Source organism: Bacteroides sp. 1001136B_160425_E2 (assembly GCF_015559655.1).
Lineage (GTDB): Bacteria > Bacteroidota > Bacteroidia > Bacteroidales > Bacteroidaceae > Bacteroides > Bacteroides luhongzhouii.
Genome location: NZ_JADMQH010000015.1, coordinates 39030 through 55168 on the forward strand (window position 1 = coordinate 39030; position 16139 = coordinate 55168).

At 42.6% G+C, this 16139-nt stretch carries 14 protein-coding genes and 1 riboswitch; of the genes, 3 read left to right on the plus strand and 11 right to left on the minus strand.

Translation table 11 applies throughout. The features are described from left to right. Positions 1-53 precede the first annotated feature (53 nt). Entirely contained in the window at positions 54-974 is a 921-nt protein-coding gene (locus I2I04_RS15620; RefSeq protein ID WP_143258716.1) for an RluA family pseudouridine synthase, read from the minus strand. A 36-nt stretch (positions 975-1010) separates the two neighbouring features. After that, a complete protein-coding gene (rlmD, locus tag I2I04_RS15625; RefSeq protein WP_229067707.1) occupies positions 1011-2381 on the minus strand; it encodes a 23S rRNA (uracil(1939)-C(5))-methyltransferase RlmD in 1371 nt (456 codons plus the stop codon). 247 nt (positions 2382-2628) lie between these two features. Between rlmD and ppdK the strand changes: the two genes are divergently transcribed. Beyond that, positions 2629-5349 (plus strand): pyruvate, phosphate dikinase, encoded by a 2721-nt coding sequence (gene ppdK / locus I2I04_RS15630; protein WP_143258715.1) that lies wholly within the window; start codon positions 2629-2631, stop codon positions 5347-5349. A gap of 108 nt (positions 5350-5457) precedes the next feature. Here the strand turns inward: ppdK and I2I04_RS15635 are convergent, their stop codons facing one another. Next, positions 5458-6021, minus strand: a complete 564-nt coding sequence (locus tag I2I04_RS15635; protein WP_143258714.1) for a YdeI/OmpD-associated family protein — start codon at positions 6019-6021, stop codon at positions 5458-5460. Between the two features lie 404 nt (positions 6022-6425). Here I2I04_RS15635 and I2I04_RS15640 point away from each other — a divergent pair, with 404 nt between their 5' ends. Both I2I04_RS15640 and I2I04_RS15645 read left to right on the plus strand, forming a co-directional pair. Beyond that, entirely contained in the window at positions 6426-6959 is a 534-nt protein-coding gene (locus tag I2I04_RS15640) for an outer membrane beta-barrel protein (RefSeq protein ID WP_143258713.1), read from the plus strand. A gap of 196 nt (positions 6960-7155) precedes the next feature. Then, on the plus strand, positions 7156-7725 hold the full coding sequence (locus I2I04_RS15645; RefSeq protein ID WP_195472799.1) for a porin family protein: 570 nt from the start codon (positions 7156-7158) through the stop codon (positions 7723-7725). A gap of 138 nt (positions 7726-7863) precedes the next feature. Here the strand turns inward: I2I04_RS15645 and I2I04_RS15650 are convergent, their stop codons facing one another. The 8 genes from I2I04_RS15650 to I2I04_RS15685 all read right to left on the minus strand — a co-directional run bounded on the left by I2I04_RS15650 (position 7864) and on the right by I2I04_RS15685 (position 16105). Next, positions 7864-8472, minus strand: a complete 609-nt coding sequence (locus I2I04_RS15650; protein WP_004313169.1) for a thiamine phosphate synthase — start codon at positions 8470-8472, stop codon at positions 7864-7866. A 62-nt stretch (positions 8473-8534) separates the two neighbouring features. Further along, positions 8535-9227: a HesA/MoeB/ThiF family protein gene (locus I2I04_RS15655; protein WP_195472798.1), complete on the minus strand. Its 693-nt coding sequence runs from the start codon at positions 9225-9227 to the stop codon at positions 8535-8537. A 4-nt stretch (positions 9228-9231) separates the two neighbouring features. Further along, the gene (gene thiH / locus I2I04_RS15660) at positions 9232-10356 is read right to left on the minus strand and encodes a 2-iminoacetate synthase ThiH (RefSeq protein ID WP_195655409.1); all 1125 of its coding nucleotides are present in this window, start codon (positions 10354-10356) and stop codon (positions 9232-9234) included. Positions 10357-10422: 66 nt separating this feature from the next. Beyond that, positions 10423-12120, minus strand: a complete 1698-nt coding sequence (gene thiC / locus I2I04_RS15665; RefSeq protein ID WP_143258709.1) for a phosphomethylpyrimidine synthase ThiC — start codon at positions 12118-12120, stop codon at positions 10423-10425. Positions 12121-12132: 12 nt separating this feature from the next. Next, positions 12133-12906 (minus strand): thiazole synthase, encoded by a 774-nt coding sequence (locus tag I2I04_RS15670; protein WP_087321192.1) that lies wholly within the window; start codon positions 12904-12906, stop codon positions 12133-12135. A gap of 181 nt (positions 12907-13087) precedes the next feature. After that, a complete protein-coding gene (locus I2I04_RS15675; RefSeq protein ID WP_143258707.1) occupies positions 13088-13708 on the minus strand; it encodes a thiamine phosphate synthase in 621 nt (206 codons plus the stop codon). 4 nt (positions 13709-13712) lie between these two features. Next, the gene (thiS, locus tag I2I04_RS15680; RefSeq protein WP_143258706.1) at positions 13713-13913 is read right to left on the minus strand and encodes a sulfur carrier protein ThiS; all 201 of its coding nucleotides are present in this window, start codon (positions 13911-13913) and stop codon (positions 13713-13715) included. A gap of 60 nt (positions 13914-13973) precedes the next feature. Then, a riboswitch (TPP riboswitch) is annotated at positions 13974-14067 on the minus strand. Between the two features lie 55 nt (positions 14068-14122). After that, positions 14123-16105: an ATP-binding protein gene (locus I2I04_RS15685; protein WP_143258705.1), complete on the minus strand. Its 1983-nt coding sequence runs from the start codon at positions 16103-16105 to the stop codon at positions 14123-14125. Positions 16106-16139 lie beyond the last annotated feature (34 nt).

The following is a 16139-nucleotide window of genomic DNA, read 5'->3' on the forward strand; positions in this document are numbered from 1 at the left end:
AAAATAAAGCCAGAGTCATGGTTGATTCTGGCTTTATTTTTGAATGTAGGAATTTATCTTTTCAAAAACAACTTCTTAAATTCCGCCGGGTAAGGCGTCTCGAACTCCATCAAATCTCCCGTTACCGGATGATAAAAACAAAGTTTGAAAGCATGGAGTGCCAAGCGTCCGATAGGATTGGGAGAATCCTCTCTTCCATATCTTCCGTCGCCGATAATAGGATGGCCTAAATCCTGCATATGTACACGAATCTGATTCTTTCGGCCAGTTTCCAAATCGAGTTCCAACAGAGAATATCCGTTAGCGCGTTTGATTGTCTTATAGTGGGTAATAGATTTTGATCCACCGTCATCATATTCACTGGAACTTACGTAAAGCGTTTTATCAGTCAGCCAGGAAACGACTGTATCATAATCTTTTTCCATACTTCCTTCCACCACAGCCACATACCGACGGTCGGTCACTATATCGTGCCAGTTGTCACGTAGAACCTGCTGCGTTTTTGCATCTTTGGCAAACATCATCAGACCGGAAGTATCTCTATCTAAGCGGTGAACGATAAACACACGGAATTGACGTCCGGAGCGTTGCACATATTCATTCAGTATCGTGTAGGCAGTGCGCTCTTTCTGACGCTCCGTGTTGACGGATAGAAGTCCTTGCATCTTTTCGACAACAATGATATAGGCATCCTCATATACAATTTTCAGTAATCTGTTATTAAATTCTTTCTTTCCCTTTTGCTTGCTGATTTGCACTTTCATGCCCGGTTCAAGGGGAAAGTTGAATTGTGTGGTTATCACATTATCAACAAATACCACTCGCTTACTTAATAATGTTTTTAATTTCGTACGGCTTGCATCCGGCATCTTGGCAGCCAGGAACTCCATTAATTCCATGGGTTCTTTGACTGCATAATTGGTATATTGAGCACGTGCTTTTTCAGCAGGAGTTTTTCTCGGTCTTTTTTTCATTTCTTTTTTCTTTTGAGATTCTATTTTCACCACAGATTATCGAAGTTCCAGCAATACCACATTTTCTACGTGGTGAGTGTGAGGGAACATATCTACCGGTTGAACAGCCTTCACCTTATACTTCTCATCAAGTAATTGCAGATCCCGCGCTTGAGTAGCAGGATTACAGCTTACATATACAATCCGTTTCGGTTCAGCAAACAAAATAACGTCCACCACATCCTGGTGCATACCGGCACGGGGAGGGTCTGTGATGATTACGTCGGGGCGTCCATGCTGGTTGATGAAATCCTGTGTCAGGATATCTTTCATGTCACCGGCATAAAAAATTGCATTCTTGATATTATTGATTTCTGCATTCACCTTTGCGTCTTCAATAGCTTCCGGTACGTATTCGATACCAATCACCTGACGGGCTTGGCGTGAAACGAAGTTGGCAATTGTTCCTGTTCCTGTATAGAGGTCATATACCAGTTCGTTTCCTGTTAACCCGGCAAATTCACGGGCTATTTTATATAAATTATAAGCCTGTTCCGAATTAGTCTGATAGAATGATTTCGGGCCGACCTTGAAACGTAGTCCTTCCATTTCTTCAAAGATGTGATCTTTCCCTTTAAAGACGTACACATCCAAATCGTTGATGGTATCGTTGCACTTATTATTAATAATGTATAGAAGAGAAGTGATTTCGGGGAAAGAGTCCGCTACGAATTGGAGTAACTGCTTGAACAGTTCCATTTCGTGATCCTCCGTAATCTTACAAATAACAATCACCATCAGCTCTCCTGTGGAGGAGGTGCGTACAATCATATTCCGCAGCATGCCTTCCTGTGTACGCAGATTGATGAAAGAGTAATCGTGTTCGTAAGCGTAGTCACGTATTGCGTTCCGGATTCGGTTGGATATATCATCCTGCAACCAACATTTCTCAATAGCCAGCACTTTGTCGAACGCTCCCGGAATGTGGAAACCTACCGCATTCATCTGGTCATATTTCACGTCCTGACGAACTTCTTCGTTTGTCAACCAGCGTTTGTTTGAGAAGGTGAACTCCAGTTTGTTTCTGTAGAACTCCGTTTTGGCAGAACCGAGAATCGGAGAAATCTCGGGAAGTTCGATCTTTCCGATACGTCTCAAATTATCTTCCACTTGTTTTTGCTTATATCTGATCTGCTCTGAATAGGGGAGCACTTGCCACTTGCAGCCACCGCATACGCCATAATGTTGGCAGAAAGGAACAGCACGATTGGGCGACAGCTCGTGAAACTTCACCGCTTCAGCTTCGGCATATTTATTCTTTTTACGCTTGATTTGCAGGTCTACGACATCACCCGGCACTACATAGGGAACAAAAATCACCAAGTCGTTTACTTTTGCGATGGCTTTTCCTTCGGCAGCCACATCCATGATTGTTATCTTCTCCAATAAGGGAAGCTCTTTTTTCTTTCTTGCCACTTTTACACCAGTCTAATAATTACTTTGCAAAAGTAGGTATTTTTTTTGGAAAAAATTCGGGTATACAGAAATATTCCGGATTGTAATGTCGAAATTGCATTTTGATAGAAAGTTTTCTCGCAAAAAGTTTTCAAGTTTGCGAAATATCCTTAGATTTGCGAACAGAAAAAAGTCATAATGTAACTTTAAACACAATATTATGGATAAAAAAAGAGTTTATACCTTTGGTAATGGTCAGGCAGAAGGAAAGGCTGACATGAAGAATTTGCTCGGTGGTAAGGGAGCCAACCTTGCTGAAATGAATTTAATCGGAATTCCTGTCCCTCCCGGATTCACAATAACTACAGATGTTTGTACGGAATACAATACGTTAGGACGTGATAAAGTGGTTGAGTTGCTGAAAGATGAAGTTGTAAAAGCGATCACTCATGTGGAAGCGTTGATGAAATCTAAATTCGGTGACGTTGAAAATCCTTTGTTGGTGTCTGTACGTTCCGGTGCACGCGCATCTATGCCGGGTATGATGGATACGATCCTGAATCTCGGATTGAATGATGAAGTGGTGGAAGGTATTATCCGCAAGACGGGGAATGCACGTTTTGCATGGGACTCTTACCGTCGTTTCGTACAGATGTACGGTGATGTTGTGTTGGGCATGAAACCTACCAATAAAGATGATATCGACCCGTTCGAAGCAATTATCGAAGAGGTGAAGAAAGCGAAAGGGGTAGAACTGGATAACGAGTTGAAAGTGGAAGACTTGCAGGAACTCGTAAAGAAATTTAAAGCTGCCGTAAAGGAACAGACCGGAAAAGATTTCCCGACTGGTGCATACGAACAACTTTGGGGAGCTATCTGTGCTGTATTTGATTCATGGATGAATGAACGCGCTATCCTTTACCGTAAGATGGAAAGTATACCTGATGAATGGGGTACAGCTGTCAATGTACAGGCTATGGTGTTCGGTAATATGGGAGAAACCTCGGCTACAGGTGTTTGTTTCTCACGGGATGCCGGTACAGGTGAAGACCTTTTCAACGGTGAATACTTGATTAACGCACAAGGTGAAGACGTAGTGGCCGGTATCCGTACTCCGCAACAGATCACTAAGATCGGTTCTCAACGTTGGGCTGTATTGGCTGGCGTTACCGAAGATGTTCGTGCAGCGAAATTCCCTTCAATGGAAGAAGCAATGCCGGAAATCTATAAAGAACTGGATGCTCTCCAGACTAAACTGGAAAATCACTATAAGGATATGCAGGACATGGAGTTCACCGTACAGGAAGGTAAACTCTGGTTCCTCCAGACACGTAACGGTAAGCGTACAGGTGCTGCCATGGTGAAGATTGCTATGGATTTGCTCCGTCAGGGCATGATTGACGAAAAGACTGCTTTGATGCGCGTAGAACCGAATAAACTCGATGAACTGCTTCACCCTGTATTCGATAAGGATGCTTTGAAGAAAGCTAAAGTGTTGACCCGTGGTCTTCCGGCTTCTCCGGGTGCTGCAACCGGTCAGATCGTATTCTTCGCTGATGACGCTGCCGAATGGCATGCTGCCGGTAAACGTGTGGTGATGGTTCGTATCGAAACTTCTCCGGAAGACTTGGCCGGTATGGCAGTTGCCGAAGGTATTCTTACGGCTCGTGGCGGTATGACTTCTCACGCGGCTGTTGTGGCTCGTGGTATGGGTAAATGCTGTGTGTCGGGTGCGGGTGCATTGAACATTGATTATAAAAACCGTACGGTGGAGATTGACGGTGTGTTGCTGAAAGAAGGTGACTATATCTCTCTGAACGGAAGTACCGGTGTAGTATATAATGGTAAGGTAGAAACGAAAGCTGCGGAGCTTTCCGGTGATTTTGCCGAATTGATGACACTGGCTGATAAATATACTCGTTTGCAGGTACGTACCAATGCGGACACTCCTCATGATGCGGAAGTTGCACGTAACTTCGGTGCGGTAGGTATCGGCCTCTGCCGTACAGAACATATGTTCTTCGAAGGCGAAAAGATCAAAGCAATGCGTGAAATGATCCTGGCGGAAAATGCAGAAGGACGTCGGAAAGCATTGGCTAAGATTCTTCCATATCAACAAGAAGACTTCAAGGGTATCTTTAAAGCAATGGCTGGTTGCCCGGTAACCGTTCGTTTGCTCGATCCTCCTTTGCATGAGTTCGTTCCTCATGATTTGAAGGGACAGCAGGAAATGGCGGATACGATGGGTGTAAGCCTGCAATATATCCAGCAACGTGTAGAATCACTGTGTGAACATAATCCGATGTTAGGTCACCGTGGTTGCCGTTTAGGAAATACTTATCCTGAAATTACTCAAATGCAGACGCGTGCTATTTTGGGTGCTGCATTGGAACTAAAGAAAGAAGGAGTGGAAACTCATCCGGAAATCATGGTTCCGTTGACTGGTATCTTGTATGAATTCAAGGAACAGGAAAATGTGATTCGTTCGGAAGCTAAGAAATTGTTTGAGGAAGTGGGAGATAATATTGACTTCAAAGTAGGTACAATGATCGAAATCCCGCGTGCTGCTTTGACTGCCGACCGTATTGCTTCTTCTGCCGAGTTCTTCTCATTCGGTACAAATGACTTGACGCAGATGACCTTCGGTTATTCTCGTGATGATATAGCTTCTTTCCTTCCTGTTTATTTGGAAAAGAAGATTTTGAAAGTAGATCCGTTCCAGGTTCTCGACCAGAATGGTGTGGGACAGCTGGTACGTATGGCTACAGAAAAAGGCCGTGCTATCCGTCCGGACTTGAAATGTGGTATCTGTGGTGAACATGGTGGTGAGCCTTCTTCAGTGAAGTTCTGTCACCGGGTAGGTTTGAACTACGTTAGTTGTTCTCCATTTAGAGTACCGATTGCCAGACTGGCTGCGGCGCAGGCAGCTATAGAAGGGTAGTTGAATACACTGGTTAGGTACTTAACTATCTGATAAATAGACTGTAAATACTTGTGAAAGTATTTGCAGTCTATTTTATTTTAGATTATCATTGATTTTTAGTTGAGATTAATAGTATTTCTCAATTCCACCAAATCCTGTGATCTTTTTATTTTCTTTCGTTTTATTGATAAAGTTGTTTAATCGCTTTTCAAATTCTTCCGGGCGTTTCCTGGCTGCTTCAATGTATGCAATTCGGATACGTTTATATGCGTCGGAAAAATGTAGATAGTTTTCCCATATTGTCTTATCTTCTTTCAATCTGTCAATTATATCATGGGGAAAAATGAAAGGAGCAGACAATACATTTCGTATTTTATCCTCAAATTTAGGGTGTATCATCCTATTTTCCAATAACCACTTAAGTCTTTCTTTGTTGGCTTGCGAATAGGTACTTTTAGGGTTTCTAGGTGTGAAATGCTGAATTTTATGTTCTTTGTCGAGCGATTTTATCGTACTGTCAATCCACTCAAAACAAAGAGCTTCTTCAACAGCGTCGTTGTATGTGATACTTTTTTCGCCTGAAGACTTACTGGGAAATACAAACCAAACTTCATTGGCAGTCTCAAAGTTGTCATTCAACCACTTTCGCCAATCTTTTCTGTTCTCGAAATACTTTATTTCTATTGACATAACAAATCGTTTAAACTAACTGTTTTATTGCCTTTATTTTCATAATAACGAAGCATTTACACTATACAAAGTTAGTCAAACGCGTCTGTGTCTGATAGCTGAAAGGCTTACTACTCGTCAAAGATACTAAATCTTAAAGAAACAGTCCTCATTACTTCTTAAATCCTTCGGCTTATTATGGCAGGGCGACACTCACTACATGCAATCCATTTGAATAAGAATCGTATAGCTAGAATTTTGTGCTGCTATATAAGAGGTACAGAGCCTCTGTTAAACATTTATTTGGTGTTTATTGTAGAAAACTAACTAAATATTTGTTCATTCATAAAAACTGATTTACATTTGTACCTCAGAAATCAATCGACCGAATTGGGGTCTAACGTTTAATTTAAAAAACAAAAAAAATGAAAAAGGGTTTATTATTGGTAGTTGTGATGTTAGCAACTATCGCTGTAAAAGCACAAGACATTTACGTAGGCGGATCTTTGAACGTTTGGCGTAACAGCACAGGCAACACAACTTCTTTTAAAATTGCTCCGGAAATTGGATACAACTTTAATGAAACATGGGCGCTGGGTGCTGAATTAGCGTATGGACATGAGTATGCAAACAAAGTTTCTATGAATTCATTTGATTTTGCTCCGTATATCCGTTTCTCTTATTATGAAAGTGGTATTGTTCGTTTATTCTTAGATGGAACCGCTTCAATCGGTTTTGATAAAGTGAAGGATGGAGATACTTTTAAAAGAGGTCAAGTTGGTTTGAGACCGGGAATCGCAGTTAAACTGAATGACCATTTCTCTTTTATAGCTAAGTATGGTTTCTTGGGTTACCGGAGAAATATGGATTATGATGGGGATTATGCTCCTATTAAGCATTCATTCGGACTTAATCTTACTAGCGAAGACCTTTCAATTGGTTTCCACTACGCATTTTGATAAGAAGAAAAGTAATTCAACAAAATAGGAAAGGGAGTTCTCAAAAATAGGGAATTCCCTTTTTTTATGTATAAACTCTATAAATTACGCACTCGTTAACGAAAAAGTTGTTTAATACAAATTACAATTATACATTTGCATTGTTAAACAATGAGGTCAATAAAAACCTTTAGTATTAATTTAAAACTTTAAAATTATGAAGAAGAGTGTTTTGTTTGTTTTATTTGCGCTGATTTCAGTAGCAGGTTTTTCTCAAATTACAGGTTGGAATGCCAAAGTAGGTATGAACATCAGTAATTACACAGGAGATGCTGATATGAATGCTAAGATTGGTTTCAAACTTGGTGGAGGTTTTGAATATGCTTTTAATGATACATGGTCATTGCAGCCTTCATTATACCTGACTAGCAAAGGTGCCAAAAAAGATGAATTGACTATCAACGCTTATTATTTGGAATTACCGGTAATGGCTGCTGCTCGTTTTAATGTTGCAGACAATACTAATCTTGTGGTTAATGCAGGTCCTTATTTGGCATGTGGAATTGCAGGAAAATCGAAAATGGATATGGGTGATGTAGAGTATAAGGAAGATACGTTTGGTGACGATGCTTTGAAACGTTTTGATGCAGGTCTTGGTGTTGGAGTTGCATTGGAATTCGGTAAAATCATTGCAGGTTTGGAAGGCCAATTCGGTTTGGTTGACGTACAAAAAGTTGGTAATCCTAAAAATATGAACTTCTCTATTGTTGTAGGATATAAGTTCTGATAAGAAAACACTGAAAATATAGAAAGCCGTTGCGAATTATCTTCTGCAACGGCTTTTTTTAATATTTCATGATTGGGAAAAGTGCCTTTCTTATTGGGTAAAATGAAAAGCATAGCCAGTTTTATTATCGGCTATTTATTAATCTGATAGCTTCTTCAGTTTTTTGAAATGTTCGATTACGGCTAAATAGTTTTGATCCTGACAGGCATCGAATCTATTCCAGAGATCTCCTAAAACGACAGCCCCTCCAAAACCGAAATCCTTAATTTCCAGTAAATTGTCTTCATTGATACCTCCCAATGCCATCACTTTCGAGTCGATAATCTTGGCTCTTTGTGCTTCGCGTAACTCTTCGGCAGTGTATGTTGAATAGTAATTCACTTTAGAGATACTGTCATAGATAGGACTCATAAAAACATAGTCGTAAAAGTGCTTTCTATTCTTTACCTCTTCCACTGAATGGCAGGAGCAACTGATATGACCATAATAATCATGCGGCTCTTTGGGGTTACGTGCATTCAGGTGAATTCCCATCAGATTGAATTCTTCTTTCAGATAAAAATGCTCATGTGTAACGATGCGACGGTGATATTTATCCGGAATAAGTGTCAATAGTCGTTCCGAATACATGGCCGGAGTCTCCGGCTTCCTAAGATGTAGGACATCCAGCCCCTCTTCGAAAAGAGCGGTAATAATCTTATCTTCTTCGACGAAGAAAGTAGGGGTGGTAACTACAATTAGTTTCATTTCTTTTGTTAAAATTGGATTGTCTAGCAAAGTTACTAATTAACTGTGTTAGAAACCAACCTTTATAGTGAAAATTTGTTAGATTGCAATGTCCGCAGGTCAATTGTCCATAGTTCGCCGGCTAAAACATCACCAAACCCACAGATTATTTTCAGTACTTCCGTAGCTTCAATGCTCCCTACAATGGCAGGAGTAACCCCCATCACTCCTTTGGGCGGAGGAGGCATCCGTTGCATTTCTTCTTCATCGGGATAAAGGTCCCGGTAGTTTTTCTTCTGATTTCCGTAGTTGAACACAGAAACCTGTCCTTCAAAACCGCAGATAGCACCATATACGTAGGGCTTTTTCTGTTCAATGCAAATGTCGTTAATCAGGTAACGGGTGGCAAAGTTGTCGCAGCCATCCACCACTATATCATATTCCTGAATGATATCATGCGCATTGTTTTTCGTCAGCCGGGCAGAGTAGGGGTGTATTTCGATTTCACTGTTAAGAGCGGAGAGTCGTTCCGCTGCACAGACTGCTTTCGGTCTACCTAATTCCTTTTCGGAATAGAGCACTTGTCGTTGCAGGTTACTGATGCTTACCAAGTCGTCATCTACCAACCCCAGGCATCCCACGCCTGCACCTGTCAGGTAGAGAGCGATGGGAGAGCCTAACCCTCCCACGCCTACAATAAGCACTTTAGCTTCCTGCAGTTTCTTCTGACCTTCTTCTCCGATTTCGGGAAGTATGATTTGTCTGTCGTATCGCATCTGTTTATCTTTTAAAATCAAAAGACTGGTCCCAATCTTTCCAGATCGGTTCACGACCCAGTTTTTTCAAATCACGTTCCACTTCAACCGCCTTTCGCTCATCACTTACATGAAATTGTTCCAGGGTTTGAGGATAACTGAAATATCCTCCCGGTTCAGTTTTACTTTCCGCACTCATTGTGGTTACGCCAAGTGTTGCCATGTGGTTTCGGATTTCTGCGCTCTCACGGGTGGAATAGGAGATATCTACATCGTGGTCGAAGATTCGCATGGCGAATGTGAGTTGGGCGAGTTCCCGGTCGTTCATGACCACATTCGGCTGGAATCCGCCGTTTTCAGACGGACGCATACGTGGGAAGTTTACGCTGTATTTTGTTTTCCAGTAATGCTTCTGTAAATAACGCAGATGATAAGCCATCATCGTTACATCGGTTCGCCATTCCTCCAGGCCGATCAGGACCCCCATGCCAATCTTGTGTACACCTGCCTGGCCCATGCGGTCGAAGCCATTTACCCGCCATTCGAATTTCGACTTCATGCCTCTCGGATGATACGTCTTGTAATTTGCTTTATGGTAAGTCTCCTGAAAACAGATCACTCCGTTCAGACCATGATTGGTCAGTTCTTTATATTCTTCCGCTTTAAGAGGCATTACTTCAATCTGCAGGTTGCTAAAGTAAGGTTTTGCCAAATCCAACGCCCGGGCAATGTATGGAACACCTGCTGCAGCCGGGTTTTCACCGGTCACAAGCAGTAGATTCTCAAAAGGAGCCAACCGTTTGATAGCTTTGTATTCATTGACAATCTCTTCCTCTGTCAGTATCGTTCTCTTCATCGGATTACTGATGTGAAAACCACAATAGACACAGGAATTAGTACATGAATTAGTCAGGTAGAGCGGTACAAACATAGAGATTGTCTTACCGAACCGTTCCATTGTATATTTCTGACTAAGGCGTGCCATCACTTCCAGATAGGGAGTGGCGGCAGGTGAAATCAGCGCCATAAAGTCATTGACATCCAGATGTTCTTTTTTGCCTAACGCATGGCGTACGTCAGCATCTGTCTTGGAATAGATGGCTTTTGTCGTCTCTTCCCAGGATATTTTTTCTAATTCGTCTGAGAACATTTTATTCAATTATAAATTAAAAATTAGAAATGAGGTGCAGGTTGACCTTCTGTTTTCCAACACTCATTATTTATTGCCTTTGGCACTTTTCTTTAGATCGCGTGACAATTTCATCGCACAGAAATTAGGTCCGCACATCGTACAATATTCTCCGTCGATATGGTGTCCTGCACGGAAATAGGTCTGTGCCCGTTCCGGATCGAGAGACAGGTCGAATTGGTCTTTCCATCGGAACTCATAACGAGCTTTGCTTAATGCGTTGTCCCGTACCTGTGCACCAGGGTGCCCTTTTGCCAAATCGGCAGCATGAGCAGCTATCTTGTAAGTGATTACTCCTACGCGTACGTCTTCTTTATCAGGTAAGGCAAGATGTTCTTTGGGAGTGACATAGCAAAGCATAGCCGTACCCAGCCATCCGATTTGTGCGGCACCGATAGCGGACGTGATATGGTCATATCCGGGAGCAATATCCGTCACCAACGGACCGAGCGTGTAGAAGGGGGCGTCATGGCATTTTTCAATCTGACGTTCCATGTTCTCTTTAATTTTATGCATCGGAACGTGTCCGGGGCCTTCAATAAATGCCTGAACATTCTTATCCCAGGCACGGAGTACCAGTTCTCCCATGGTATCGAGTTCGGCAAACTGCGCTTCATCGTTTGCGTCGTAGATAGAACCCGGGCGAAGTCCGTCACCTAATGACACAGCTACGTCATATTGTGCCAGAATATCACAGATATCGTCAAAATGATCATATAAGAAACTTTCCTGATCGTGTACGAGGCACCATTTACTCATAATACTTCCTCCACGGCTGACAATGCCGCACAAGCGATTATCGGCAAGATGGACATTATGACGGCGAATCCCTGCATGGATGGTAAAGTAATCTACCCCTTGTTCACATTGTTCAATCAATGTGTCCCGGTAGATTTCCCAGGTGAGGTCTTCCACTATGCCATTCACTTTTTCAAGTGCCTGATAAATAGGAACAGTGCCGACCGGTACGGGACAATTACGGATAATCCATTCACGTGTTTCATGGATGTTTTCTCCTGTGGAAAGATCCATCAACGTGTCTCCACCCCATTTACAGCTCCATAGTGCTTTCTCCACTTCTTCGTCGATGCTGGAGGTAGTAGCCGAATTTCCGATGTTCGTATTGATTTTTACAAGGAAGTTACGTCCGATAATCATCGGTTCAGCTTCCGGGTGGTTGATGTTGGCCGGTAGTACAGCACGTCCCTCCGCAATCTCCTGACGGACAAATTCGGGGGTAATGTGAGTTTTAATTCCCAGTTCCTCACAATTCATATTTTCGCGGATCGCTACATATTCCATTTCAGGAGTGATAATTCCTTTTTTGGCATACGCCATTTGGGTGATTGCTTCTCCTTTTTTAGCACGGTAGGGCAGGGCGATGTGTTCGAAACGTAAGTGATCGAGGCTTTTATCATCCCTTCTCATTTGTCCGTATTCCGAAGTAATTTCGGGAAGTTGTTCCACATCACCACGACCCACGATCCATTCTTCGCGCATGCGGGGCAGTCCCTTTTTGAGGTCAATGTTCATTTCCGCATCACTGAACGGTCCGCTGGTGTCATATACATATATTTCCGGATTCGGTGTTGCTATCTTTTCTTCGCCTTCAAAGCTGACACTGGGCACTTGCTCCACTTTCCGCATGGCAACGCGGATATTCGGATAAAGTTTACCGGGTAAATAGACTTTCTGCGAGCGGGGGAATTTTATTTTTTGTTCCATAGTTTATTTGTTTTAATCAAGAAAAGCCGTTAGAGGTGAACTTGCTTCTGCTACGAAGTCGATGGCTTGTAATCCTAATCCTGCTTCGTAAGCCTGTCTTCCGGCTTCTGTAGCCGCTTTGAATGCTTTAGCCATTTCTACCGGATTTCCGGCAACGGCTATTGCGGTATTCACTAATACAGCGGAAGCTCCCAGTTCCATTGCTTCGGCAGCATGGCTGGGTGCACCGATACCGGCATCCACTACCACCGGGATACCCGCCTGTTCGATAATGATTTGCAGGAATTCTTTTGTCTGCAATCCTTTGTTTGTACCGATGGGTGCACCGAGCGGCATAACGGTAGCTGCGCCTGCTTCTTCCAGACGTTTGCAGAGTACAGGGTCAGCCTGGCAATAAGGTAACACGATAAAGCCTAATTTTACCAGTTCTTCCGTAGCTTTCAGTGTTTCGATAGAGTCGGGGAGCAGATAGCGCGGGTCCGGATGAATTTCCAGTTTCAGCCAGTTTGTTCCAAAAGCTTCTCGAGCCAGTTGTGCGGCAAAAACTGCTTCTTCCGCGTTACGTACACCGGAGGTGTTGGGCAATAACTGAATATTCGGATGAATAATATGTTTCAGCATGTCGTCTTCTTTGTTATCCATGTCGATTCGTTTCATGGCAACAGTTACCATTTCCGTGCCCGAAGCCAGAATAGCTTGTTCCATTACTTCATTGGAATTGAATTTTCCTGTTCCCAGAAAAAGACGGGAGTTAAATTCGCGTCCCGCAATTACTAACTTTTCCATTCTATATATTTTAGTTGATTATTTAAATGCTAATTTAGGGGCGTAGCGCCCCGGCAAGGTTTCCCTGCGGGATATTGTCATTTTAGGCACGGATTACACGGATTTCACGGTTTTAGAAATATGATTGCATAAAGCAACAGCGTAATCCGTGCCTAAAAAATCCCATTTATTATTTGACAAATTATAAATCACTTTCAATGATTCTACGTGTTTCTTCTACCGGATTATCTGCTCCGAGAATAGTTCCTGACAGGGCTATTCCATTTACTCCTGTATGAAGTATGGCAGGAATATCCTCAAAAGTGATTCCTCCGATAGCTACAACGGGGATTTCGATATTCGCTTCCTTCATCTGTGAAAGAATAGAAGAATATCCCTCCAAACCCAGTACGGGGCTTAGATTCTTTTTAGTGGTAGTAAACCGGAAAGGACCGATGCCGAGATAATCGGCTCCGGCACGATAGTGCTGTACGACATCTTCGAAAGTGTTTGCAGTGCCGCCGATAATAAAGGCTTCACCAAGTATTTGGCGGGCTTGGTCGATAGGCATATCCTTTTTGCCTAGATGCACACCGTCCACTTCCAGCTTTTGGGCCAGTTCGACGTGGTCATCCAGAATCAGGATTGCTTCGTGCTCTTTGCAAAGCGGCTTCAGTTGCAGGGCTACTGCCTCCACTTCTTCGAGAGGAGCGTCTTTCATACGTAGCTGGATCCATTTGCACCCGCCTTCGAGTGCCATACGTGCCGATTCGAGGTATGAATACCGTTCGGTCTGATGCGTGATAAATTGTAGACTAATCATCTCCTTACCCTCCGCAAGCGGCTTTGATAATCACCAGGTTATCGTTCTCGTGCAGAATGAAACGTTCCCATTCGGTACGGGGAATCATTTTGTTGTTTACGGCGATAGCAATGCCTTGAACCGGAAGTTCGAGCTGTGCTGTCAGTTGCGTAAGGGTAGAGTCAGGAGTCATTTCCACCTCTTTGTTGTTCACTTGTACTTTCATTGTCCTATCAGAATAAATAAGTTGAAAGTAAATACAAAGAGCGTGCTTAAATAGAAAGGCGATAAGAAGAAACACAATCCCTACGTCAGTGCTAACTGCCTCAGGTTCCTAGGGTATAATCTCAGCCCCTCGTGGGGCACCCCTTTGTCTTTACGGGGGCAAAGTAAGCGAAAAAGAAACAGAAAAACACTAAATCAGTCGGTTTTTTTTCATTTTTCTGTTGATTCCTGTTTTTTGATGGGATGAGAAAAGATAAATCGGGCGCCATTTTTGTAGCTCTTGTCAATCCATATATCACCTCCCATATATTGGATGGTCAGTTTACAGATAGCCAGTCCCAACCCTGTGCCCTGCACGAATTCATTCAGCTTTTCGAAACGTTGGAATACGAGTTCCTGTTTATCTTCGGGGATTCCCGTGCCGGTATCTGTCACCGAGAACAGCATACATTGCTTTTCTTCGTCCACTTTATAATCCAGCGTGATACTTCCTCCGGCAGGAGTGAATTTCAAGGCATTATTCAGCAGGTTGATAATAATCTGTTGCAGACGCAAAGGGTCCGTGTAGAGCATGTAAGGCTCTTTAGGCATTTGGAGTTTGATGTCTACATCCACTGTCTTGTTCCGGTTGGTGAGGGTAATCATATTCTGGCAATGCTTCACTAGCTCACACCATCCATAGTTGAATTGCAGCTTTCCTGATTCCAGGCGTGATATATCCAGTACATCGCTAATCAGTTGGAGCAATAAACTGGAATTAGTCTGGACGATATCCGCGTATTCTTTCAGTTCATTATTCTGCTCTACCGAACCGATAATCAAGCTGGAGAAACCTACAATCGCGTTTAACGGTGTCCGAATCTCGTGGCTCATATTCGAGACAAAGGCACTTTTTAATTGATTGGCTTCTTCGGCGCGCTCTTTGGCGTCACGTAATTCAATTTCAGACTTTTCCAGTTTCTCTTTATCTTCCCTTAATTGTTGCGTGGTTCTTTCAAGGTGATTTTTCAGTATTTTAGTCCGGTAATAATAGTACAGGGAAATCATCAGACTTCCTACTAATACGAGGAATATAATCAGGATAAACTGCACTTCTGTCTTATAAGCTACAAAGAAGGGGATGGGTTGATTGATAACCATTGAGTTGACAGGCAACTTCTTGTTTTCAAATCCCCATTCTTTTAGTTTCTTCGCGTCAAATTTATATCTGTTGGGTAAGACATTGATGCTGCTGATACCCGTTTCCTTCTGGTCTAAAAAGCGGTAAGCATATTCTCCCATGCTTTTTCCCACTCCTTCATATTGCGGGACATATCCCCCGATGGCCCAATAACCTATTGCAGTGGAAGTCATACTGAACATAGGCAGGAGCGGATTGGCTTTGGAAAAAGCATAAACGGAGTTGTTCATGTAAGTGATACCCCGGCTGTCAATTCTCCAGATACCCAGAAGCATTGCTGTGTTTCTGGGAAGATTGCGCAATTGATTGGTAGCCATATCGAGTGTGTGGATGCGGCCGTCAATGTAGGTGATGGATAAGTGCGGGAAATGTTGCAGGTTTTTCTTGAACCATGCCAATTCGGCAAGTCCGTTGTAGGTATTATCCGATACAAATACCAGGTGCTCTGTGTCCGGGTAGAAATCCTGTATCATTTCGATATCTTTGCTGATATTATATTCGTATGTATCACAGTATTTTACGTTGTACTCCTTCATTCGTTCCGTTAAGTCGATACTTACAGGATTATAGTTCCGGATATCGATTGAATCTTCCGGAATACGGATGCCGTTGCGTGATGCCATTGCGCAGAAAACAGGAAGCTGCTTATATTTCTCATCTTCAAGATGAAGGAAACTGCTCCATGCCTCACCACCCAAAAGGATCACTAATTTAGCTTTTGGATGTTTGTCCAAAATATCGGTTAATGTTTTTTTCCATTGGTGCGCCTGCGTCAAATCTGTCGCATTCATGTTTTCTACAATAGTCGAGTATCTTCCTCCCAACTGGGTGTAGGTTTCTATAAATGTGCTGATATTATCGTAGGTATATTTAGTGTCAGAATTGTATGAGGTAATGAACAGGATCTCTTCCTCTGGTTCTTCTGTAGCGGCAGCGTTGCAGAAAAGGGGGAAGAAAAGGAGAACGGCAATGGAGACAATAAATCGTATCTCTTCTCTTTTATATAGTACCATAATTGTTTGTTATGCTAGTTTATGAGTTGCAAAA